The organism is Faecalibacterium sp. I3-3-33, assembly GCF_023347295.1.
GTDB lineage: Bacteria > Bacillota > Clostridia > Oscillospirales > Ruminococcaceae > Faecalibacterium.
The window spans coordinates 1785239-1808126 of record NZ_CP094469.1 but is presented as its reverse complement, the minus strand read 5'-3'; the positions used below and the strand labels follow the sequence as shown (position 1 = coordinate 1808126).

The following is a 22888-nucleotide window of genomic DNA, read 5'->3' as shown; positions in this document are numbered from 1 at the left end:
CCCGAAGCAGACCGCGCAGGAACGCGCTGCTTCGGGGGCAGTTTTTCGCAATTCTCAGGATCTCCGCAAAAGAAAATGCTTGCCTGAAGACCAGACAGGCGAGGAAATCGATGCGGGAAAGATCAGACCGGATGCCTTCCGAAAAATTGCTCAGCAATTTCATCCAGTTGTGCGGTGATCTGCCGGAAATCCTGATTCAGATCCAAGGTGCGGGCACCAATCAGATTGCCGTCTAAGTTGAACAGGCAATCCGGGGTGATGGCTTCCTGCGTTTTGGCGTAGACCAGCAGCCCGGAAACATTTCCGGTATGGGCAGCATCCTGATTTTTAACGTAGGTGTAGATCTGGTAGAGGTTGGCAGAATGCAGAGTTTCTTTGTTAAATTGCTGCTGCATGGTGTGGCTGTAATATTTGGCATCCAGAATCAGGATTTTTTCATGGAAACGCAGAAAAATATCGGTTTGCATGGCAGGGAGAAACCGCAGCATGGCAGCATCGTGCTTTCCCACCAGAGCCCATTTGACCTGTGCAGCCTTGACTTCAGTAAGATAGGGATGGTGTTGCCGGTAATACTCCAGAATAAAGCGTTCGTACAGCTTTGCCATGTGTTCATCCGAAAATGCTGTCATTTTATAGCTGCCGCTCTCGGTGGTCTGCAGCATATCGTGCAGCACGAAATAGCAGAGATTCAGCAGCATCTCGTAATTCTGGTTACTCCGCTGGTAATGCAGCTGCTTCCATGGAATCTGCGCGGGAAGCAGTTCAGAAACTAAGTCCAGAAACAGAAGCGCTTTCTTCAATTCCACTTTGCGCTTAGCGGAAACATTCTCGTCCCGAAGCAGCACTTGCAGGGTGGTTTTCAGGATCTGGTTATACAGATTATCTTCGGAAAGCTCGTCAAAGGTGCAGGCGACCTGAGGCTTATGCTGGATGCGGGTTTTAATGGTCTGCGGAAGATCCAGCTTTCCCCGCAAGACCGACCGGGTCTCGCTGCGGGAAACATATTCCCGATAAAGCCCCTGCTTCAGCTGCCGGGAAACACCCTTTGCAAGGATAACGGCAAACAAATCATCGATGTGTTCAAACTTTTCCGAGGCAATGCACTGATAATCCTGCTGCTGCAACACCTGAAAGGCATAGGAGAGCATATAGTAGATGTTCTGGATAAAGATCCCTTTGTCAGTCGTCATTGAAAACACCACGCAGATTTTGCTCCCAACGATGCAGCTTGTCGGGCGCATCGAACCAGTATTCTGCCAGCGTAGGCAGAAGGTCAAATTCCACCACAGAGCGCATCCAGTCGGTGGTGCAGGCGGCAGGGTCAGCCAGACAGAAGTAGCTGTGACCGATACGGAAGCCGGAACCGAGGGAGGTATCTTCGGTAATTTCCCGGTTCAATGCCTTGATCTGTTCCACCAAAGCATTGAAGGTTTCGTTGTTGAGTGCAGCTTGATATTTCTGGAATCCCTCGGAAGTGAAAGCCGGTTCCATCTCAAAGAAGCTGAAACGCCTGCGCAGCGCATAGTCAATCATGGCGAGGCTCCGGTCGGCGGTGTTCATCATGCCGATGATGTAGAGATTTTCCGGGACATAGAAGGGCAGCCCATTATAGGCCAGCGTGATCTTTTCACCCCGGTGGTCGCCTTCAATCAGCATCATCAGCTCACCGAAGATCTTGCTCAGGTTGCCCCGGTTGATCTCGTCGATGAGGAAAAAGTATTCCCGGTCGGAGTCGTTGGAAGCCTTCTGGCAGAAGCGGTAAAATACGCCCTCGGTCAGCTTAAAGCCGGAACCGTCCGGCCGGTAGCCCAGCATGAAATCCTCGTAGGAGTAATTCTGGTGGAACTGCACGAACTCTATCCGGGAGGAATCGGCCTGACCCATCATAGAGTACGCCAGCCGTTTGGCGGCGTAGGTCTTTCCAACGCCGGGTGCACCTTGCAGAATGACGTTCTTTTTGCGGCGCAGTAGAGAGACCAAAACGTCATAGCGCGGTTCGCTCAGAAATACGCTGTGCAGAAAATCTGATTTTGTATAAGCGTTCGATGCTATCGAACGGACGGGTGCTGGATTTTCTTCCCGGATAAGGTCCAGAATAAAGTTGTATTCCCCTTCCGAAAGCTTGAACAGGCTTCCGTTCTGTTGTACAAAAAACTCCATCTTTTCCAGTTCCGGACAATCTTTCAGAGTGGAGTATTCAATAGGGGATATTAGATTTTCGATCTTTTCAAAATAAAGTTCTTTTCCGTTATTTTCTTGTGTGATTTTTGCAAGAGCAACTACTTTTTTAACGGGGTTGGCCTCGTAGCAGATGACGGGATCACCTGCCTTGGCATCCAGAATGTTCTGAAAGATCCGCCGCTTATGACCGCTTTCATTGTATAATGTATACGATTGTTCTTCACCGACTTTGAGATCGGAAAACTGCCAGATTTTTGGACTTGCGGTCAGCCACCAGTAGTGGCGGGGAGAAGTAGAGTCTTTTTCAGAAGAAACGGCATAAAGGGGAATATGAGAAAGGTCAGTCTTTTTCAAGGCTTGAACAAGCTCATCCCGCAAACGCCAAATATAAGAGCCGTTTTCTTTGGAATCAGCACTTTTGCCGGTATACAGAACAGGCCACCAGCGGGAGTTTTCGCTGTCGCGCGGCATGAGGGGACAATTTGTCTTTTCAACGACCCTTCGTGCAAGGCTGGAAGAACCCATATTGTAGAAGCCGGCAGCTTCGCCGTACTTGATCGCAAGCTGCTTGCAGGTGGCTTGACCACCATAATCCAGCATACATTTCATAATGCGGAGCGCATTCTGTGTAAAGACAGACGGGTCGTTCAGCAAACTGATCCACTGCTCTGTAGTAATGCCCGGATCATAGTCTGCTTTGCGGGGAAACCACTCGGATTCCTTCTGAGCGACTGTCTGCTCTTGAAGATAATAGCGGCTCAGATAAAAGCCCAGATCAATGGCAGCAATATTCCAGTGTGTGTCGGGCCAGTATTTCCCGGCAGGGGCTGCCTCAATGGCGCTGCGGATCATCTGGGTGACGGCAGCATTTTGGCTCAGTGCCGCCCGCAGCTCATCATAAAGACGATAGCTATTCAGTAGAGAGTCGATAGAACCATCCCGTTTGGGTGGTGTGTCAAAGTTTAATTCTTTTGCGATATCACGGGATACGGCATACCGATAGGCATAATATTTATCCGGGAACTGAAGCCACAGATAGACGCTGATAGCGCTGGTGTTCTGGTAGTGGTTGTTCCAGCTGCCATCGTTGTGTTTTATGCGCAGGGATTCGGCAGCAGCTTGAAATGCGGTGATGCGCTGAGAAAGCCCGATGGATTCATCAAACAGGCTGCGGAACATAGCGCGGGTGGCTTCACAGTCCGCTGCTGCGAAATTCAGGACCATCGCGCGGGGATAGGCATAGCCGGTATCCAGAAGCGAAAAGACCTTTGCAGTGGCTTCCTTGAACATTTCACCAAAATCTGCCGTGTCAATATTCCAATGGTCGTGGAAATGCTGCACGGCTTCCCATTTGAAATCTTCTCCATGAAGCCAGTGCTGCGGGAAATAAGTCTGGTATCCGTTCAGAACAGATTCCAGTTTTGCATGATCGATCATGGCCGTTCCCTCCGAAATCAAAAAGTCTTTAAACTTATTGTACCACGATAAAAGTGGAAACACCATATTCCGGCAAAAGAAAATGCCCGCCTGAAAACCAGACGGGCGGGTGACTGATAATGGGTTTTGCAGCTTCCTTAATGACCACCAGATGCGTTTATATGCTGGCAGTACCGGTGCCCTTGGAAAGTGCAATGACACATTCGGTATGACTTTCATTGTCCAAACACAGATCAATATCGTTTTCAACGATAGGCAGTCTGAATTTGATGGACTTGAGCCACTGGCCGTTGGGCTGACGCTCCGGGTAGATCTGGACTTCGGAAATCAGGTGTTCCATCAGCTTTTTGCGTTCAAGGGGATTCATCACATTGTAGAGCTTTTCAAAGCAGATGAGAACTTTGTAAATGTTATCGCCCGTGATTTTATCCGCTTCGATAGCCTGCTTCTTTGCCCGGGCATCCATCAGGTTGTTTTCTGCTTCCTCAATTTTATCGTACATCCTGTAAAGCCGCTCGTCAAGGTCAGATTTGCGGATGATGTAATGGCGGTCATCCGGGTCAAGGTTATCGATTTCATCCATGAGTTTGGATTTGACGGAGTAATACTGACGTAGTTGCTTTTCGGCGGCTGCGATTTCCTGTTCAATGGCAGTGGTGTCCACTTTGCTATTGATCTTCTCCTGCATCATGGCGGCAAACTTTGGATTGCTGACCAGCTTGATGATGACTTCCACGACGGCACTGTCCAGAACTTCTTCCTGAATCTGCTTGGTAAAATCGCATTTCTGTCCGCGCTGCATCTTGCGGTGCTTGCAGCTATAATAGGAAAAGGATTGATAAGCAGTACCATCCTTTTTGTGCTTGGTGCATTTGTTGCTGTACATTCCGGCTCCGCAGACAGGACATTTGACAAGCGCAGACAACAGGTGCGCCTGCTCCGTTTTATTGCGGGTGACCGGCTCATACCGTTTGGACTGTGCCAGCAGTTTGACCTGCGCAGCATTCCACAATTCCTCGGAAACAACGCCCTCATGCAGTCCATCGACCAGAAGATAGTTGTCCTGCGGAACCTGATGATATTCGTTCCGGGTGCCGTGAATCTTTTCGAGTTTGCGGCGACCAAAGGCGATTTTTCCGCAGTAGACGGGGTTCTTCAGGATGGCCCGAATCAATGTTGCGCTGAAAAGGGGAGAGGTGCCGTTCTGACGGGCGAGCTTCTGAAAGCCGTGGGTCTCCAGATATTTGGAAAGACCATTTGCGCCTGTGTCGGTGTTTACATATTGCTCAAAAATCGTGCGAATGGCAGGGGCTTCATCCTCATTGATTTGCAGCACACCGTCAACCAAACGATAGCCATAAGGCGCAAAACCGCCGTTCCAGCGACCTTCCCGTGCCTTCTGAATGCGGCCTTCCATGGTTTGGACACGGATGTTCTCACGTTCGATTTCAGCGACAGCGGACAGAACGGAGATCATCAGTTTGCCAGCGTCTTTAGAAGAATCAATGCCGTCCTCCACGCAAATCAGGTTCACACCAAAATCCTGCATTACCTGCAAGGTAGACAGTACATCGGCAGCGTTGCGGCCAAAACGGGAGAGCTTGAACACCAGCACATAGGCAACACCATCCTTGCCGGATTTGATGTCCTCCATCATCCGGCAGAAAGAAGCACGACCTTCAATGGATTTGCCTGATTTGCCTGCATCCTCGTATTCGCCGACGATCTGGTAGTTGTTGAAGTCTGCATAGGCTTTCATGCGAGCTTTCTGTGCATCCAGCGAGTATCCATCAATCTGCATGGTCGTGGAAACACGGGTGTAAATGTAAACCTTTGTCTTTTCCTGTGACATAAAAACCTCACAAAACAGTTATTTCTTGTCTGCTTTCTGCTCCAGAAACTTAATGGAATCCAGATAATCCTGCTCCACATCGCTGAGGGTTTTAGCCTTATATTTCCGATATTCGGTAGTAGCTTTGTCCACTGCCTGCTTGTGGGTCACACTGCCATTGCCAACAAGCAGCTGCTCGCCGCTCATAGTCAGAATACGGTCAAGGTGGTTTGCCCAATCCTGCATTGTCATGGGCTGTTCACGTTCTGCCTGACGCTCAGCAAAATCCAGATAACCGGAAACCAACTGCCCCATAGCACGAAGCTCTTTCTCGTTCAGATAGTTTTTGGCAATAGTAGCTTCTCGTAAAGTGGGTTGGTTTCCTGCAAAAGTGGTCAGACCCATAAATTCCTTTTCGGCATCTGCACGGTTGTAAATGACCTCGGCGGCAGTCTGACCGTGGATGGCATAATGAATTTTGTTCTGGACTTTTTTGAAGAACTGGACGGAGATTTCTGCTTTTGGGTCGTAGTCAATGCTGGTTGCATAGATTTCCAGAACCTGACGATAAAACACTTTTTCGGAAGCACGGATGTCACGGATGCGTTCTAACAGCTCTTTGAAATATCCACCGCCGCCCAGATTTTTCAGGCGTTCGTCATCCAGCGCAAATCCCTTGCGCATATATTCCTTCAGGATGCCAGTTGCCCAGATACGGAACTGTGTGCCTCGTTTGGATTTGACACGATAACCAACAGAAATAATGACGTCAAGATTGTAGAATTCGACCTGATAGGTCTTTCCGTCTGCGGCAGTTGTTGCAAATTTTGCAACAACTGAATCTCGTTCAAGCTCACCCTCTGCAAAAATGTTTTTGATGTGACGGGAAATTGTGGATTTGTCACGTTGGAACAACTCAGCCATCTGGTCAATGGAAAGCCAGACAGTGTCACCGTCAAAGGTAGTATCAATTTTGGTCAGGCCATCTTCTGTGGTGTAAATGAGGATGGAATTTTTAGGAGAGGCATCTGGACGATTCATTTTAAGCACCTCGTTCTGTGTATGTAATACAGTGGAAGGGGAGACCTTACCACTGTGTTGGGACAAATATTACAAGAATATTATATCATGCTGCAAGAGCGGTATCAACAGTATCTTGTCGATTTTCGTTGTTGGTTGAGGATACTGCGTTGTCTATTTCCAAGACCGATGCGTACTTCTCGATCACATCGGCTAGAAAGGTTGCGAATGCGCTCCATTCATCGAGTGTGGGCGTAGAGCATTCCGAAGGGGTGGGATTGTTTTTTATACGATGAAAATTATTCAATAGGCAACTCCATTTCCTTGTAGCAGAACTTAGGACGTCCTGCGGATTCCTTCAGAAATGTTTCTGATTTATCCGATTAAAATTTTTAAGCGTTCCAGCTTTTCCTGTGCGTTCTCCTTCCGTAAGTTGACCCCAATGCAGGAGATCGGAACGCACATTTCCAGCAGGCGGTCATAGATGCGGGCATGAGCAGTATCTTGTGGGTGCCGTATCTCGTCCAGCGTCAGATTTGTAGTGACGATCAGCGGTTTCCGGCTTCGGTATCGGCTGTCCACGATGTTGTAGATCTGCTCCAGTGCATACTCTGTACCACGCTCCATGCCGAAGTCGTCAATGATGAGCAGGGGATAGCGGCAGAGCCTGTCCACAATATCATTGCGCTCGGAAAAGCTGCTGTTCAACTCGTTCAGGATTCGGGCAAAGTTTGTCATACGCACAGGCACTTCCTGCTCCATCAGAGCGTTTGCAATGCATCCGGCAAGGAAACTCTTGCCGGTGCCCACACCGCCCCAGAGGAACAGTCCTAGGTTCTCTGCACGCATGGTCTGCCATTGCTCTACATAACGGTGTGCATGACACATCTGCGGGCTGCGGCCATTGTCGTTTTCAAAGGTCCAGTCCAGCATTGCCGGGTCGGAAAATCCCTCAGCTTTCAGCCGCCGCACACGGTCAAGGTGCTTTTGCTGGCTGATAAGGGTTTCTCGTTTTTCTCGTTCCGTGCGCTGGCAGCTGCATTCAATGGGGTGCTTGTTCTTGCCCATCAAAGCGATGCCCTTTGCAAAGAATGCTTCTTTTGGGGTATGACACTTTCCGCAATAAAGCAGACCGTCCTTGCCATAATAATCATCGGTGTTTTCGGGAATACTGGATGAGAGATGTTCTAAAATTTTCTCAATCGTCTTTATAGGCTTTCTCCTTCCGTGAATGTGTAGTCCGGGATGCCCGGTGCTTGCTTCTGTTCTGACTTCTGCCGTTTTGCCCAGATGCGCAGGGTGGCGGCATGGTCGGCGTACTTTTTACCGGTAGACTGGATATAAGCTGAAAGCTGGTCGATCAGGCTGTCCAGCCCGAAGAAATCGGCTTTGAGCTGCTTGTACTCTTTTTCCGTCAGAAAGACATTCAGATATTCGCCAAAGGTCAAATGAGCATCGGTTGTTTTTATCAGGTGGTTATCTTTCAGGTTGTTCTTATTACGTTGGTTAGGTGTGCATTTTTGCGCAATCATACTGCTCGTTTCTGCACAGTCATGCTCGGCATTTTTGCATACTGTGACTGCGCAATTCTGCGTAGTATGCGGAACCTTGAGCAGAATACGGCTGGGCTTGGAAAATCCACTGCGGATACGTTCCACGAGCTGTGCGTTTTCCAGTTCGGAGAAAGAGCGCGTTACACTGGAAATGCTGCATCTCAAGTCTTTTGACAGATGAGAAAGCGGATAGACTACATAAATGCGATCCTGTGCATCGAGCCAGTTGTTCTTTTGAGAAAGCGTTGCTCGGTCCAGCAGCAGGGTGTAGAGTAGTTTTGCTGTGTGGCTCAGGTTGGTATCCAGCAGAAAGCGGGGATAGGGTAGATATTGTGGCAAGGGCGTAGTGACAGTCAGGTAGTCGGAAATAGAATTCACCTCCAGTGTTTTTTCATCAAACAAATTTTTGGAAAGCATTTTACTGGCTGTTGGCAGTCTCCAGAAGATGCTGCCGATGCTGTTCTTTCAGATGCACAATATAGCTTTCTGCTTTTTGCAAAGCAGCAATAACTTTTGCTTCAATCTCCACATTTGTCAGAAAGTCAGGATAAAGAGCAAAGCAGTGTTCGAGGCGAAAAATAAAGCTATCAGAGGCACTTTTGATTTCGCAAAACATCCCTTCGGCATCGGCGACATAATCAACTGATTCCATTTTTTCACTAAGCTCACGAATGGTCTGGAGTTCAGTGCTGCGCTTTCCCGATGAAATAAAAGGTCGATTCTCCGAGAGTGGATCAGCCGTTTGGATCTTCGATGTGGCAGCAGTAGAAAAATTGTTTTCGGTGACCTTGGAAAGTAATTCTAAATTCTCATAGGTGTCTGCACTATCGTCTGGTTTACCGTTCAGCTTTTCCTCTCGCCATGTTGATACAACGGTGGGCAATGCTTCCGTGGGAGTTCCACGGATAATAGTAGCCTCTCGCTGGGATAGCTTGAGTTTGCCGGATAAGATTTCTTCCTGAATGCCGGGGCAGTATTTTTCCATCAGCTCAACAGTTTTCATGAACTGCTCGGCACGAATTACGAAAGAAGGGCTTACATTATTTTCTTTGGCGATTCGTTCAGTCGTGTTTTCTACCGATGGCAAATTGTCAATTTGACAGTTTGCCACCTGTGTGTACTGATTGCCATGGTTTCCCCCACGAGTGGATTTTTCAGAGTGATATTGCTTTCCAATCAGGAACTTTTTCTGTTCGGGTGTCAGATTCCGACGACCCAGCTGATGTTTGCAGATCCATGCCAGAACATCTTCACGGGTTTCGCAGGTGCAGGAAATCGAACGGGTGGTATAAGGAATTTCCGGGTGCTGCTGGAGAATCTTATAGCGATTGTGGCCATCAACAAGAATGTTGCCCCAGACGATCAGGGGAGACAGGACTTCGCCCTCTGAAAGGATGTTTTCTTCCAGTTGCTGAAATTCTTCATCGGTCAATGCAGGAATCTGAGATTGAAATTCAGAATCAATGATAAATTCAAACTTGTTTTTCTTCATAGGCAAAATCTCCTTTCAAAAATCTATTGGTATTTCTGCCGTTCTCCCTGCATGGGTTTCCTGCCCCCTTCCGGCGGCGTTTTCCGGCTCGATCTTGCGAGGTCATGGCCGGGTATCACATGCAGACGGTCATGCGGTTTTCAAGGTTCAACAATGGATTTGAAACTAGATTAACACATCAACAGAAAAATTTTTAGGACACATTACGACCGTTTTTTACGAAAGTTGATTTGAATTTTTGCTAAAAATCGGACATTCAGTGCCTGAACTGGTGTGAAAGCAATGAAGAATATGCTTCTGTGGACTTAGTGTATCACATCGTAAATTTTGTTTTTAGGAACTGGTAGTTCCGGTTTTTAAGGATTTTGAAGTGAATTCAAAAGTGAAATCGGAACTACTGGTTCCGGTTTTGCGTATCAACATGATCTCAAATTTGGGGTGCCGTTCTCTCTGCATGGTTTTCCTGCCCCCTTTCGGCGGCGTTTTCCGGCTCTCCCGCTTGGGGGTCATCGCCGGGTATCCCATGCAGACGGTCATTCGGTTCTCAAGGTTCGATGAAGGTTTGTAGAAAGCATACCATAACCAAGAAGAATTTTTTAGGAAGCATTCCTTCCGGTTTTCAGTGGATTTCAGGAGGCTCCCAAGGAGAAACCGGAAGGAATGCTTCCGCTTCTTGGAAAATGCTCTGGATAGAGCATACCATAATAACGTTCAAATTTTTAGGAAGTGATACTTCCGCTTTTTACCTTCAAAACCGGAAGTAATAGTTCCGGTTTGATGCAATATTGAATGAAGCAACGCCGATTTTTCCGAAACGAATTTTTCTCAAAAAAATTGCTTATTCAGCGTCTGTTAAGATACGCAGTCGGCGCAATTTTGTGCTGAATATCGGGTTTGGGCGAAGCCCAACAAGTGTTTTTGAAGTCGGATTTGTAAAATCAGATTCAAAAACTTGCGAGTTGGTACCAAATCGCCCTGCTTGCTGCAATTGCAAATGCGAAAACTTCCTAAGAAATCAAACCGTCCGCTTCAAGTTGAACTTGAAAACGGACGGTTTGATTTACAAAATGATTTTCATGTTTTAGAAGCGTCCTGAGAACCAACACCATTGTAGCAAGCAATGCAGACGTATATACATCTGCTTATTTTGCGTTGCAAAACGCTTGTTGGGAGCACCCAAACCCTTGAACTGCATCCCGTGGATGTGATGGCTGTCCAGTTTCAGGAACTTGGCCTTAACCAACTCTGCCGGGTAATCGTCCCCGGCCACCCGGATGGACTTGCGGGAAGTGCAGACCGTTTCCAGCAGGATGTCCACGATCTCGTCCAGCTGCTCCCGGTCTATCCGGGGATTCTGGACGAGGGTGTCATACTCGATGTTCTCTAAAATCAGGCTCCGGTAGATTTGATAGGCCGCTTCCTTTCGGTTTTCCGTCCGTTCCGGCGGCGCTGCCTCGTCCTCGTCCAAAGGCAAGGGGTTTGGGGAATGGATAGGAATGGAATCGGTATTTAATCCCTCTTTCTTTTGTTTTTCTGTAATTAGTTTATCTTTATTTAATTGCATTGGATTTTCCAACGTAGGGTTTTCCTGCGTGGGATTCTCCAACGTTGGATTTTCCAATGTAGGTGAAACCGATGCAGGAACGGGCTGCGGCAGCTCGAAGATCACATAGCCTGCACCGCGCAGCCGTCCTTTCTCGTCCCGTTCTCTGGAACGCTGGATGTAGCCTGCCTGTTCCAGTTCCCGGATGGCCTGCCGTATCGCATACCGTACTTTCCAATCTTCCAGCAGATGCAGATAATCCGTCAGCACACGGAAGCAAAACATTTCATCCTCCCGAAACTGCCGGATGTGAGGTCGCTTGGGTTTGTGGGGGAACTACTACAGCCTGTCCCGGCTGTGTAGATATACCGAAGTCCGCAGCCAGTCTTTGTGCCGCTTCATAGCTGCTGAGATCAAACATCTGTGCCGCAAAGTCGATCACATCACCTTTGGCTCCGCAGCCGAAGCAAAAGAAATATTCCTCATTTAACTTCAAGCTTGGATGCCTGTCATTGTGGAATGGGCAGCAAGCCATGCCGTTGCGGCTGACTTTCAGCCCGTAGTGTTCGGCGGCTTGTCTTACAGGAACTGCCGCTTTCACAGCTTCAAAAATATTCAAATAGCAATAATCCTCCTGCTTGCTCTTGGTTAAGCCGTTCTACCCATTCCGGTTCCTGACAGGCAACCCTGCTCGGCGCTGTGTCGTCTCCTTTGTGGAGCGCTCGTTCCTTTTACAGAAGTCATGGCGGTTTATCTCGGTCTGGACGGTCATTCGATTTTCAAGGCGTCTTTTCGATCGATCGTGAGCCAAGTTTACTGCAAAAAATAAGCGACCTTCGTTTATGCACGAAAGCCGCAAATGTCGGAAGTATAGACTTGAAAAATTGCAAATTTGCACAGGGTGGTTTATAATGATAGTAGGTTGGGAGGCGTTGCACATGAAGAAGAACTATGACGATGAGCAGGAAAATACCACTGCGTACCGTGTCCGCCTATTACGCCAGGACAGGGGATAGAGCCAAAAAGAACTGGCAGACAAAATATTTGTTGCTCACTCTCAGATCAGCCGTTTGGAGAGTGGAGAAACCACAAATATTGGCAGCGCTTTGTTAGTCTCGCTGGCTAAGGTATTCCATGTTTCAACAGATTATCTACTTTGCCTTACGCCCATTAGCGTACCGAAAAGCTATGATATTTCCCAGCTGGGATTATCAGAGGAAGTAATCCGCAGGCTGATTTTGAAGACGATTGACCCCGATGTGTTAAACAGGCTTTTGGAGCATGACCAGTTCCCAAAACTTTGTGCTTTGATGAAAAACTATTTCAGCAATACCGTTGCAAATGATATCATGGCAAGAAACCAGATTGTTGACCTTGCCACTGATCCTCTTGCAGAGCTGATGAGCGCCGATCCTTCAAAGCGAACGGAAATGATAAAAGGCCTGAGTTTTCTGAACTCCAGCAAAATTCAGAGTAATGAAGCAGACATAGAGAAAATCAAAAACATATTGATGAAGATCATTCGGGATGTAAAAGAGAACATGGCAGAGGAGCAACCCAGTGGAGCGGTTGCTACAGCAGAAGCAGTAAAGGGGATTCGTGCCGCATTACCGGACAAGCCACAATCTGAATTGACAGCCGATGATGTGTCAACAGCCATTACTGCCTACATAGGAACGATGATCACAATAGACGAGAATACTTCAGAACTGTTCCAGCAGCTTGCCAAGCAAGTTCTTGAGCTCCCCTTGGATAGGGAAAATTAAGCGTGTCGCTGCGGCGGGTTTTTATATACCTCTTGCGCCCCCGTTGACACAGAAAAACTTTTCGCACAGCTACAAGGTTTTCTGCGCCACCTACACCCGAACAGCCGGATTTTGCTCATGGCAAATCCTTCATTTTGTGTATCTTACAGCCCACAAAATCCGCCTGTTCTGCTGCCACTGAAAACGGTCTGTCTGGCGTGGGACAGCCCCTTTCCAGCGCCAGCGGTCGCAAAAGGTATAACACACTAGACTTTGCAAGCAAAATCGTGTGCCAACAGGGGTGCTACCCGCCCCCTATTGGAAACCCAGAGCCAAAGGGGCTTTGCCCCTCTGGACGCCCCGCCTGTCCATGCAGTGGCAATCCATCCTGCTCCCACACGATAGATACGCTCCTGCCCGAACAGGTAAAACAGGCACAGAGATTTGCCCGGGTGGCGGGCAGATTTCTGTGCCTGTTTTGGTCAGTAGTGACTGGGAAAAGGTGAACGGAAAGCCTTGCTGACTGATAAATTTGAGTTGGATATTTTCGTATTGAGATGCGAAAATCTGTTGTTCTGAATTCCTGTATCTGGTATAATAAAAGCGTCGAATTCTCTGACCGGAGGTACCCATATGGCCATTTCTTACAATAAGCTCTAGAAACTGCTCATTGATCGTAAAATGAGCAAGGCAGACTTACGCCGTGCGGCGAGAATCGCCCCCAACACCATGACAAAGCTAAACCGCGACGAAGAAGTAACCCTAGAAACGCTGGGGAAAATCTGTGCCGTATTGGGTGTCAATATTGGGGATATTATCGATTTACTTCCCCAGGTATAAGTATATTTATCGCATAGGAGATTTCTTAAGATGTTTGATATGGATCAAAAAATAGATTTTCAAGCGCAAGAAAATGCCACCAAAATGATAGGGTACGTAAAAAAGGCCGCGGAAATAACCCATACAGTCATCATGGCGGATCAAAAAGCATCAAAGGCCGTTTCTGCAATTCAAACACAAGATAAGAGCAGAAAATGGACAGTTTTGCAGGAATATCTGAAAGAATACAGTTTATTTATCAATAACACAACCTTTCTTACCGGAGTTTGCGTCTACCAAGTAAATGCGGAGTTCTATGCTGAGGTTAATTTGCAGGAGCTTGACCGGCAGCTTCAAATTATGGTTGGAATCGTATACCTGAAAGAGGCAGTTCGTGCCGCAGTCAGTGAGACATATAAAGAGTACCTGAAAAAGTTGCTGAGGGAAAGTGGAATATTCACCGAGGCACAGCTAAATCTTTTGTAAATCGAATGGAGAGCCAATATGCCAACACTTGAATGGATTGGAAAAGATAAAGTGGTAAACCACCACCAGGAGGTGCCTTACCGGGTGCTGGAGCGCCAATACAGCTATGACGAAGCCGGACAGCACGCCGAGGACAACGGCAGCGAAAACATGATTATCCACGGCGACAATCTGGAGGCATTGAAAGCTCTGCTGCCACAGTATGAGGGCAAGGTGAAGTGCATCTACATTGATCCACCGTACAATACCGGCAACGAAGGCTGGGTGTATAACGATAACGTCAATGACCCCAAGATCAAAAAGTGGCTGGGTGAAGTGGTGGGCAGAGAAGGAGAGGACCTTTCCCGGCACGATAAGTGGCTGTGCATGATGTACCCTCGCTTGAAGCTGTTGCAACGGCTGTTGGCAGAAGATGGATTTATTTTTGTAAGCATTGATGTTTTTGAATATGCAAATCTCAAATGTATAATGGATGAAATATTTGGGGTTGCAAATTTTAGAAATTGTATTTCTGTGCGTCGAGGTATAAAAAATGTTCAGGCCCAGTTTGAAACTGTGCAGGCGTTGTCATTAGGGCATGAGTATATTTACTTGTATTCTAAGAATCCTCAAGCTAAACTTCCTAAACTTTCCAAAGACTTTGAAATTGAAAAAGCAGGGAAATGGGATACGTTTTGGCGTGGAACAGATAGACCTACTATGCGATATGAAATTTTTGGATACTGCCCAGAAAAAGGTCAATGGAGATGGGAAAAAACAAGAGCCAGCAAAGCAACTAGAAATTATGAAAAATTTCTTTCCGAATATGCAGATAAGATATCCATTGATGACTACTATATTGAACATCTGATGGCAACAAATGAAAAACTAGATTTTGTCCGAATGAATGAAACGGGTACGATTCAGTATTATGTCCCACCACAATCAGGAAAACTATTGAGCGACAACTGGATGGACATTCTTTTGTCTGGCTCATATGCTGGATTTGATACAGAAAAAAGCATTTTGTTACTGGATAGAATTGTAAAATGGATAGCTACAGATAATGATATAGTTCTCGATTCTTTCGCCGGTTCTGGCACTACTGCCCATGCTGTGCTGAACATGAACAAGGCCGACGGCGGCAACCGCAAATTTATTCTGGTGGAAATGATGGACTACGCCGACAGCATCACCGCCGAGCGTGTAAAACGAGTAATTGGCGGCTACGGCGAGGGCAAAAAAGCCGCGGGAGGTACTGGAGGCAATTTCAGCTACTATGAGCTGGGGCCTGTGCTTCTGCTGCCGGACGGCAACCTCAACGAAGAAGTAGGCCCGCAAAAAATCCGGGAATACGTCTACTACATGGAGACCAAAGAGCACCGGCCCGCCGAACAGCCCACGGACGAGCCTTACTTCATGGGCCTGTGTCGCAACACCGCCTATTACTTCTATTATGAGCGGGAACGTGTCACTACCCTGGACCATGCTTTTTTAGCTACTGTCCAGACCAAAGCCGAGGGCTACACCATCTATGCCGACCTATGCGCCATCCCGCAGGAGACCCTGCGCAAGCATAACATCACCTTTAAGAAAATTCCTCGGGACATTGCCAGGCTGTAAAGGAGCGTGAAGAAATGGAACTGAAATCTTATCAGAAAGAAGTCATTGCCGATCTTGCACGCTATCTGGAGCTGGTGGTGGAGCTGCAAAGCCCGGCAAAGGCGTATCAGACCCTCTGGAACGAAAAGAATGTTCTGGTGGGCTTCGGCGGTATGCCGAATTATGTGAATGTACTTCCCGGTGTGCCCCATGTGTGCGCCAAGGTGCCCACCGGCGGCGGCAAGACCTATATTGCCGCCAGTTCTCTGCGGACGATTTTTGACGCCATGCCCCAGCGCCGGGCCAAAGCCGTGGTGTGGTTGGTGCCCTCCGATGCCATTCTGACTCAGACACGCAAGGCGCTGGAAAATCCCGACCATCCCTACCGCCAGCGGCTGGATGTGGATTTTGGCGGGCGGGTGCAGGTATATTCCAAGGAGCAGGCTCTCATGGGGCAGAACTTCACCCCTTCCGCCGTGACAGAACAGCTTTCTTTGTTTGTGCTCAGCTATGATTCCTTCCGCACCAGCAAAAAGGAGGGGCGCAAAGCCTATCAGGAGAACGGTTATCTGGCCGAGTTTGCAAAGTGGATGGATGATCCGTCCGTTCTGCTGGCCGATACCGATGAGACGGCGTTGATCCAGGTAATCCGCTATCTGAATCCGATGGTCATCGTGGACGAGAGCCACCATGCCACTTCGGATTTGAGCGTGGAAATGCTGCAAAACTTCAATCCCAGCTTTGTGTTTGACCTGACCGCCACACCCAAGAAGAAAAGCAACATCATCTCTTTTGTAGACGCCGCACGGCTGAAAAAGGCCAACATGGTCAAGCTGCCGGTCATTGTCTATAACCGTAAGTCTCAGGCAGATGTATATGGGGATGCTATCACCATTCGTGCCAAGCTGGAGGCACAGGCCAAACGGGAGCAGGAAACCAGCGGGCGCTATATTCGTCCCATCGTTCTGTTCCAGGCACAGCCCCGCAACAATGCAGATAGCACCACATATGAAAAAATCAAGAAAACGCTGGTGGATGGCGGCATTCCCGAAAAGGAAATCGCCATCAAAACCGGCGATAAAGACGAGCTGAAAAATGTGGACTTGCTGTCCCCAGACTGCCCCATCCGGTACATCATTACCGTCAACGCCCTGAAAGAGGGCTGGGACTGCCCCTTTGCCTATGTGTTGGCCACGGTGGCAAACCGCACTTCTACCGTGGATGTGGAGCAGATTTTGGGGCGTGTACTTCGGTTACCCTACACGCAGAAGAACAGCAGTGAAGTGCTGAATCTCTCCTATGTCATCACATCTTCCGCAGACTTCCACCAAACGCTGGAGAAGGTTGTGGCCGGGCTGAACAGCGCCGGTTTCAGCAGGCGTGACTACCGGGCACAGGATGTGGACGTTCCCATTACAGCTGCACCCACACAGGAACCGGAGCAGCTTCCCATTGTCCCCCCTCCCGCTGACGAACCAGATCTGCCGAAGGTAGACGGCTCGGATTTGAAGGCGCGTTTTGAAGCGGCAACACATGAGGCAGAGCAATCCGTGCAGGATGGAACTATGCAGTCCGATCCCATGCTGTCACAGGCCCTGCAACAGAATAAAACCTATGAGGACGAGATCAACCAGGCCGATAACACTGCTTTGAGCCAGGCTCCATCGGAGGTGCGCGACAAAATGAATCAGTTCCGAATGAATGAGGAATTTGCAGACGAAGCCGCTGCCTTGCGCTTCCCCCAATTTATGCTGGAGACTGGCCCCAGTCTGTTTTCGGAAGCTCATGAAACCCTGGAACTGGAACATTTAGAGGGTGGTTTCTCTCTGCGGGACAAAGACGCTCATGTGGATTTCACTACCGTCAACGCTGAGATGGCGCGGGTGGATGTAGACGATAGCAAAGACAGCACCGCAAAGGCATGGCGGTTGTCTGGTGGCGACAGCGCCTTTTTCCGGGAGTGGTTCAACACCCAGCCCTCGGAAAAGCGGCTCTCGCTGTGCAAGGGCATTATCAAGCAAAAGCTCTCCAAGATGAACTGCGTCAATGACCGGGAACTGGATGAGTACATCGACCGGGTGATCGGCACCATGAGCGAAGATCAGCTCTCCGAGCTGGAGCAGTCGCCGTATCCCTATGTCGTGAAAATTCAGGGAAAGGTAAAGGAATTGATTGCCCAGCATCGCTCCAGCGTCTTTGACACCTGGCTGGAGCAGGACAAGATTTCCTGCCTGCCCAATTATGCGCTGCCTGCGGTGATCTCCCCAACGGCATTTACCTCGATGGTGCCGAAATCGCTCTATACCGCCGAAGAAGATATGAACGAGTACGAGTTCAAGGTGGTGTGGGCACTGTCGGAGCTGGGCAACGTCAAGTGGTGGCACCGGAATATTTCCAGACTGGGCTTCCAGATTAACGGGCCCGTTCACGCCTATCCCGACATCATCGTGATGCTCCACAGTGGGAAGATTTTGATGGTAGAGACCAAGGGCGACCACCTAGACAACGATGAATCTAAGGAAAAAGCCAAAATCGGCGACCAGTGGGCGAAGCTGGCCGGAAAACAGTACAAGTATTACATGGTGTTTGAGACCAAGCAGCCGGACTATCCGGGAGCGTATTCCCTGGAGCGGTTTATGGAGATCGTGAATGGATTATAATTTTCCAGATATATTTGGAGGAACACATGAACACTAGAATCGAAATTTGTACAAAGGAAGATGAATCCACAACTGTTAAAGGCGGTATTTTAGAGCGGTTGGTGGCGCAAATATTGACGGTTCAGCAGTTTGAAGTTACCCAAACAGTGCGTGTAACCGGGATGGAAATAGATGTATATGCAAAACACAAAATCACAAATCAAGTGATTCTTGTTGAGTGTAAGGCTCATGAGAATGCTTTACCAGCGGATGTCATCACTAAATTGTTAGGAAACATAATGCTGCGCAAAGCTGATGCTTGTTGGCTCGTTACGACAGGGCCCCTGTCTAAGGATGCAGAAGGTACACGAATTGAATGGGAGCACGAATCAAATAGCGAAAGAGGAAAACTGTCTTTTTATACACAGGACAGAATTCTAGATTTATTAGTTGGATCTAGGCAAATTCAGCCATTGGACAAGATTCTTGGGTTAATTTCAAGTGAATTTGTACCTGGAGATGATGCAATGTTAATGTGCACATCCTCCGGTATGTTCTGGATTATTCCGATTGTTGATCCTGCTCTGGAAATTTCTTCAACAGTTCTTGCATTTGAGGCTGTTCATGGCCAAAGAGTAACATCAACCGAGCAGCTTAACAATCTGAAGGCCCATAGAAATAGTTTTAGTAGTTTTCAGTGGCTAGGGAGCGAAAGTATCGACTCTAAGCAAACAGAACTGCTTGCCGAAGAATATAGGAATATTGTTCCGGTAATAAGTGGTGATGATTGGAGCGATTATCGCCCAGCTAGACCAGAGGATTTTGTCGGTAGGAAGAAGATCTTATCGGATATACTGGATTTTTTAGAAAGTGTTAACAATGGAAATTCAAGAACGAGGTTGTTTTCCATAAAGGCACCATCTGGTATGGGAAAAAGTTCTGTTGTATTGAAGTTGGCTTCTCAGGTGACAACAAGCCGAAAGTATTCCAAAAAATTTTTTGTGTATGCGGTAGATGTTCGTACCGCTATGTCAGCGCGATATGCAGAGATGGCAATTAAATCTTGCTTTTCTGAAGCTGATTCACAAGGATTTACAGATGTTACAACGAGGGACATCAATTCAACTACTGTAAGTCAGTACCTAAATGATAGTTCAATTCAAAAGACATTAGAATATTTAAAACAACAAGGTAAAACTATAGTAATTGTATTTGATCAATTTGAAGAGCTGTTCTCTCAAAAGGGGTTGTATCCACTCTTTGATAATGTGCGTGTCCTTTGCAATGAGATAGATGCGCTACAAGGTCCACTAGTTTTAGGATTTGCATGGAAAACAGATTTAACGATTCCTGCTGATCATCCGGCATACTATATGTGGTCGAATTTGGCAGATAGGCGTAAAGAATTTGAATTGTCGCAATTTAAGGCGACAGAAATTAAAAGCGCTATTAAGCTTTTTGGTAGGCATTTGCAAGAGCCTGTTAATCCGATTTTAAACAATTACTTGACCAAACAATGTCAAGGATACCCTTGGTTGTTAAAAAAGTTGTGCATTCATGTTTTCAAGTTGATACACGACGGAAATAGCCAAGACTATGTTATTGGTCAAAGGCTTAATATAGTAGACTTATTTGAAAGAGATATTTCTGAACTAACGCCAGACCAGCACGCTTGCGTAATAGAAATTGCTAAATCTTCGCCGGCAGATTATTTTTCAATTACAGAAACATATGGTAGCGATATGGTGCAAACTCTGATAAACGGAAGAATTGTAATCCGACGCGCATCAAAGTTGACATTGTACTGGGATATTTTCCGAGATTATGTTTTAAATAAGACTGTTCCAGAACTTATGCTGGATTATATCCCTCAGCAGCAATTTAGAACAGATATGCGAGCATTTGCGTGCCTAATAGACAAAGGAGATTTGGCATCTTCGGAATTGGGAAAAGAATTATCTGTAAGTACGGCTACAATCGATAATATAATGATTGACGCAGTTATGTTTGGTGTTGCACAAAGAAATTCAAATACCATACATATAATTTCGGACTCTAAAGAGGCGCTTATTTCCACTCTCCAAGCTATTTTTAAGAAGCATACTGTATATGTGGAAATAAAAAAGTTGGGACTTGAATATTTTAATTATTCACATTTTACGAAAATATTTCATACGATTTATACCGATAACAACATCAATGGCAAAACAAAGGCAACATATTGTAGCAAACTGTATAATTGGTTTGTTTGCTTAGGTTTGTTTGAAGAGGTTCAAGGCCAGACACATTTAATTAGCGCGCCAAGTGCTAAATCTGCTGCATTTAACTTGGATACAAGAAGCCGCAGAGGCCGTTATCAAAGCGGCGGGCAAAATCTGTTTTGGGGGCAAACTTCTCCTGAAAAAATGATTTGTGCATACAATTTGATTGATTCTGGGCGAACAAATTACAATGAACTAAAATCAGATGGCTATAGAAATGCGATAGAAGCTTTAGTAGCAGCTCGTGCAATAAGAAAAAGTGGCGACGAGGTCCATACTATTTGTAGCCTCCCCCAAGCATTTGCTAATATTGAACAATCGGATACAATTGTGTTTGCAAAGTCTTTGCTTGAGAACAATCCATCCATGAAAAGTGATGAAATGGGGATTAAACTGGAAGAGAAGTTTACTAAAAAATGGAAAAGCGGATCAAGAATACGGTATGGCAATGCGGTGATTGTATGGGTCAAATATTTAGCAGCTAATGATCACAACTAATTACAACGAATTTTCAATAATTAATTGATGCAGTGTAGTGAAGATGTAATATTATAAAATAGCCAGGCCCGTACTACTTTTATAAGTAGAGAACGGACCTGGCTATTTTGTGCAATCAAACCCTAATTTGAAACCACAACTTTTATGAAATCATCTGGAAATGTTTTAGAGCTTCTATGATTGCTGCTTCCTTTTCTGGCGGGCACTGTGGCACTTTTGCATCTTCCTTCTTTGGCAGGTTATAATTCTGTCCCACATCCAGCCCGCACTTCCGCTTGACTTGGGAGATATATAGGCTGGACACCTTCAAACCGTACTTCTCCAGCACGTAGGCTTTGATCTCGTCATAGGTAGCCTTGCTTTCCGCAGCAGTCACATCCAGCTCATCCATGCTGACGTCCACTTCGATGTGCCGGTCGACATTGAGTTTGGTCAAAAGGAGAACCGCTTCTACATGCTTCGTCCTCGGGAACAGATCCACCGGCTGCACCTTTTCTGCGTGATACCCATTCTGCTCCAGCCATGCGGCGTCTCGGGCGGCGGTGGCGGGGTTACAGCTGACATACACCACCCGGCGGGGGGCCATGCGCACCACGGCAGAGAGAGTGGCTTCGTCGCAGCCCTTGCGGGGAGGGTCCAGCATTACGATGTCCGGGTGCAGGCCTTCGGCGGCAAGCTGGGTGGCGGCCTGCCCGGCGTCGGCGCAGAAGAAGCGGCTCTTAGCAGCCACGGCCTCGCCCATGCGGGCAGCGTTGGCCTTGGCGCTCTCGATGGCCTCCGGCACGATCTCCACACCGATCAACCCCCGGCATTGATCGGCCATGGAAAGGCCGATGGTGCCCATACCGCAGTAGAGATCCAGCAGCGTGTCATCCGGGGTCAGTTGCGCATACTGCGCGGCAACCCCGTACAGCCGCTCGGCGGCCAGTGTGTTGACCTGATAGAAGGACAGCGGCCCCAGACGCACCGGTACGCCGCAAAGGGTGTCCTCAATGTAGCCCGGGCCGTACAGGATGTGATTCTCACTACCCAGAATGACATTGGTGTTTTTGGCGTTGACGTTGAGCAAAATGGTGCTGATGGCCGGGAACTGCTCCCGCAGCGCGGTGCAAAGCTGCTCTGCGTGGGGCAGCTTTGCCCGGGTGCATACCAGACACACCATGATCTGCCCGCTGTGCGCACCGCGCCGCAGAAAGATGTGCCGCACCAGACCCTTACCGCTCTGCTCGTCGTAAGGACGGATGCCTTGCTGCGCAAAAAAGGCGCACAGCGCGTTGCCGATCTCGTTCAGCACGCCGGGCTGCAGCTTGCAGTCCGGGCAGGGGACGATGCGGTGGGTGCGCCCGGCGTAGAAACCGATGCAGGGCGCGCCGTTTTTGTCCACGCCAACAGGGAACTGTACCTTGTTGCGGTAGCGGTCTACCTCCGGGGAGGGCAGAATGTCCAGCACCGGCACCTCCAACCCGCCGATGCGGCGGAAGGCGTCCAGCACGCTTTCCTGCTTGGCGCGCAGCTCAGCGGCGTAGTCCAGATGCCGCAGGCTGCACCCGCCGCAGGGGCCTGCCACCGGGCAGTCCACCGGGACGCGGTCCGGCGAGGGGGTGAGCAGCTCGTCCAGAATGCCAAAGGCATACCGGCCGCAGTCCTTCACGATGCGCACCCGGGCTTCGTCTCCCGGGGCAGTGCCGGGCACGAATACGGCCTCGCCATCGGCACTGTGGGCAACGCCGCTGCCGTCGCTGGAAAGGCGTTCGATGCGCAGGGTCAGGATCTGGTTTTTCTGTAAAGGCATGATTTCTCCT

Annotated in this window: 16 protein-coding genes; 6 read left to right on the top strand and 10 right to left on the bottom strand. The window is 48.1% G+C overall.

Translation table 11 applies throughout. The annotated features are described in order from the left end of the window. Window positions 1–122: 122 nt before the first annotated feature. The 9 genes from mcrC to MTP39_RS08545 all read right to left on the bottom strand — a co-directional run bounded on the left by mcrC (window position 123) and on the right by MTP39_RS08545 (window position 11676). Window positions 123–1190: a 5-methylcytosine-specific restriction endonuclease system specificity protein McrC gene (gene mcrC, locus MTP39_RS08585; RefSeq protein ID WP_249240205.1), complete on the bottom strand. Its 1068-nt coding sequence runs from the start codon at window positions 1188–1190 to the stop codon at window positions 123–125. Then, window positions 1180–3837 (bottom strand): AAA family ATPase, encoded by a 2658-nt coding sequence (locus tag MTP39_RS08580; RefSeq protein ID WP_249240204.1) that lies wholly within the window; start codon window positions 3835–3837, stop codon window positions 1180–1182. The genes mcrC and MTP39_RS08580 overlap by 11 nt, the downstream gene beginning before the upstream one ends. Beyond that, on the bottom strand, window positions 3776–5470 hold the full coding sequence (locus MTP39_RS08575) for a recombinase family protein (protein ID WP_249240203.1): 1695 nt from the start codon (window positions 5468–5470) through the stop codon (window positions 3776–3778). Before MTP39_RS08575 ends, MTP39_RS08580 begins: the two co-directional genes overlap by 62 nt. 18 nt (window positions 5471–5488) lie before the next feature. Continuing rightward, window positions 5489–6490 carry a virulence RhuM family protein gene (locus MTP39_RS08570; RefSeq protein WP_249240202.1) on the bottom strand — a complete coding sequence of 334 codons (1002 nt, stop codon included), beginning with the start codon at window positions 6488–6490 and terminating at the stop codon, window positions 5489–5491. Between the two features lie 354 nt (window positions 6491–6844). Continuing rightward, window positions 6845–7681 carry an ATP-binding protein gene (locus tag MTP39_RS08565; RefSeq protein WP_249242049.1) on the bottom strand — a complete coding sequence of 279 codons (837 nt, stop codon included), beginning with the start codon at window positions 7679–7681 and terminating at the stop codon, window positions 6845–6847. Continuing rightward, the gene (locus tag MTP39_RS08560) at window positions 7678–8439 is read right to left on the bottom strand and encodes a replication initiator protein A (protein ID WP_249240201.1); all 762 of its coding nucleotides are present in this window, start codon (window positions 8437–8439) and stop codon (window positions 7678–7680) included. Before MTP39_RS08560 ends, MTP39_RS08565 begins: the two co-directional genes overlap by 4 nt. Window position 8440: 1 nt before the next feature. Then, window positions 8441–9514, bottom strand: coding sequence for a hypothetical protein (locus tag MTP39_RS08555; protein ID WP_249240200.1), 1074 nt, complete (start codon window positions 9512–9514; stop codon window positions 8441–8443). Between the two features lie 1081 nt (window positions 9515–10595). Next, the gene (locus MTP39_RS08550; protein ID WP_442899396.1) at window positions 10596–11342 is read right to left on the bottom strand and encodes a DUF6017 domain-containing protein; all 747 of its coding nucleotides are present in this window, start codon (window positions 11340–11342) and stop codon (window positions 10596–10598) included. A 1-nt stretch (window position 11343) separates the two neighbouring features. After that, window positions 11344–11676 (bottom strand): CHC2 zinc finger domain-containing protein, encoded by a 333-nt coding sequence (locus MTP39_RS08545; RefSeq protein ID WP_442899395.1) that lies wholly within the window; start codon window positions 11674–11676, stop codon window positions 11344–11346. Between the two features lie 409 nt (window positions 11677–12085). Here MTP39_RS08545 and MTP39_RS08540 point away from each other — a divergent pair, with 409 nt between their 5' ends. From MTP39_RS08540 to MTP39_RS08515, 6 genes are all read left to right on the top strand, one after another. Beyond that, window positions 12086–12823 (top strand): helix-turn-helix domain-containing protein, encoded by a 738-nt coding sequence (locus MTP39_RS08540; RefSeq protein ID WP_256468837.1) that lies wholly within the window; start codon window positions 12086–12088, stop codon window positions 12821–12823. Window positions 12824–13465: 642 nt separating this feature from the next. Then, on the top strand, window positions 13466–13642 hold the full coding sequence (locus MTP39_RS08535) for a helix-turn-helix domain-containing protein (protein WP_330221084.1): 177 nt from the start codon (window positions 13466–13468) through the stop codon (window positions 13640–13642). A gap of 30 nt (window positions 13643–13672) precedes the next feature. Then, window positions 13673–14107, top strand: a complete 435-nt coding sequence (locus MTP39_RS08530) for a hypothetical protein (protein ID WP_249240197.1) — start codon at window positions 13673–13675, stop codon at window positions 14105–14107. Window positions 14108–14125: 18 nt separating this feature from the next. Next, window positions 14126–15709, top strand: a complete 1584-nt coding sequence (locus MTP39_RS08525; protein ID WP_249240196.1) for a site-specific DNA-methyltransferase — start codon at window positions 14126–14128, stop codon at window positions 15707–15709. A gap of 14 nt (window positions 15710–15723) precedes the next feature. Further along, window positions 15724–18348 carry a DEAD/DEAH box helicase gene (locus MTP39_RS08520; RefSeq protein WP_249240195.1) on the top strand — a complete coding sequence of 875 codons (2625 nt, stop codon included), beginning with the start codon at window positions 15724–15726 and terminating at the stop codon, window positions 18346–18348. A 26-nt stretch (window positions 18349–18374) separates the two neighbouring features. Further along, window positions 18375–21086, top strand: coding sequence for a restriction endonuclease (locus tag MTP39_RS08515; RefSeq protein ID WP_249240194.1), 2712 nt, complete (start codon window positions 18375–18377; stop codon window positions 21084–21086). A gap of 142 nt (window positions 21087–21228) precedes the next feature. On the opposite strand, the gene rlmD is transcribed toward MTP39_RS08515, so the two are convergent. Then, a complete protein-coding gene (gene rlmD, locus MTP39_RS08510) occupies window positions 21229–22878 on the bottom strand; it encodes a 23S rRNA (uracil(1939)-C(5))-methyltransferase RlmD (protein ID WP_249240193.1) in 1650 nt (549 codons plus the stop codon). Window positions 22879–22888 lie beyond the last annotated feature (10 nt).

Excerpts from the sequence above, each read along its gene's own strand:
- MTP39_RS08570 (WP_249240202.1), bottom strand. The coding sequence starts at position 6,490 with ATGAATCGTCCAGATGCCTCTCCTAAAAATTCCATCCTCATTTACACC.
- MTP39_RS08555 (WP_249240200.1), bottom strand. The coding sequence starts at position 9,514 with ATGAAGAAAAACAAGTTTGAATTTATCATTGATTCTGAATTTCAATCT.
- MTP39_RS08515 (WP_249240194.1), top strand. The coding sequence starts at position 18,375 with ATGAACACTAGAATCGAAATTTGTACAAAGGAAGATGAATCCACAACT.
- MTP39_RS08560 (WP_249240201.1), bottom strand. The coding sequence starts at position 8,439 with ATGCTTTCCAAAAATTTGTTTGATGAAAAAACACTGGAGGTGAATTCT.
- MTP39_RS08525 (WP_249240196.1), top strand. The coding sequence starts at position 14,126 with ATGCCAACACTTGAATGGATTGGAAAAGATAAAGTGGTAAACCACCAC.
- MTP39_RS08550 (WP_442899396.1), bottom strand. The coding sequence starts at position 11,342 with ATGTTTTGCTTCCGTGTGCTGACGGATTATCTGCATCTGCTGGAAGAT.
- mcrC (WP_249240205.1), bottom strand. The coding sequence starts at position 1,190 with ATGACGACTGACAAAGGGATCTTTATCCAGAACATCTACTATATGCTC.
- MTP39_RS08520 (WP_249240195.1), top strand. The coding sequence starts at position 15,724 with ATGGAACTGAAATCTTATCAGAAAGAAGTCATTGCCGATCTTGCACGC.
- rlmD (WP_249240193.1), bottom strand. The coding sequence starts at position 22,878 with ATGCCTTTACAGAAAAACCAGATCCTGACCCTGCGCATCGAACGCCTT.
- MTP39_RS08580 (WP_249240204.1), bottom strand. The coding sequence starts at position 3,837 with ATGAAAGTCATACCGAATGTGTCATTGCACTTTCCAAGGGCACCGGTA.
- MTP39_RS08575 (WP_249240203.1), bottom strand. The coding sequence starts at position 5,470 with ATGTCACAGGAAAAGACAAAGGTTTACATTTACACCCGTGTTTCCACG.
- MTP39_RS08530 (WP_249240197.1), top strand. The coding sequence starts at position 13,673 with ATGTTTGATATGGATCAAAAAATAGATTTTCAAGCGCAAGAAAATGCC.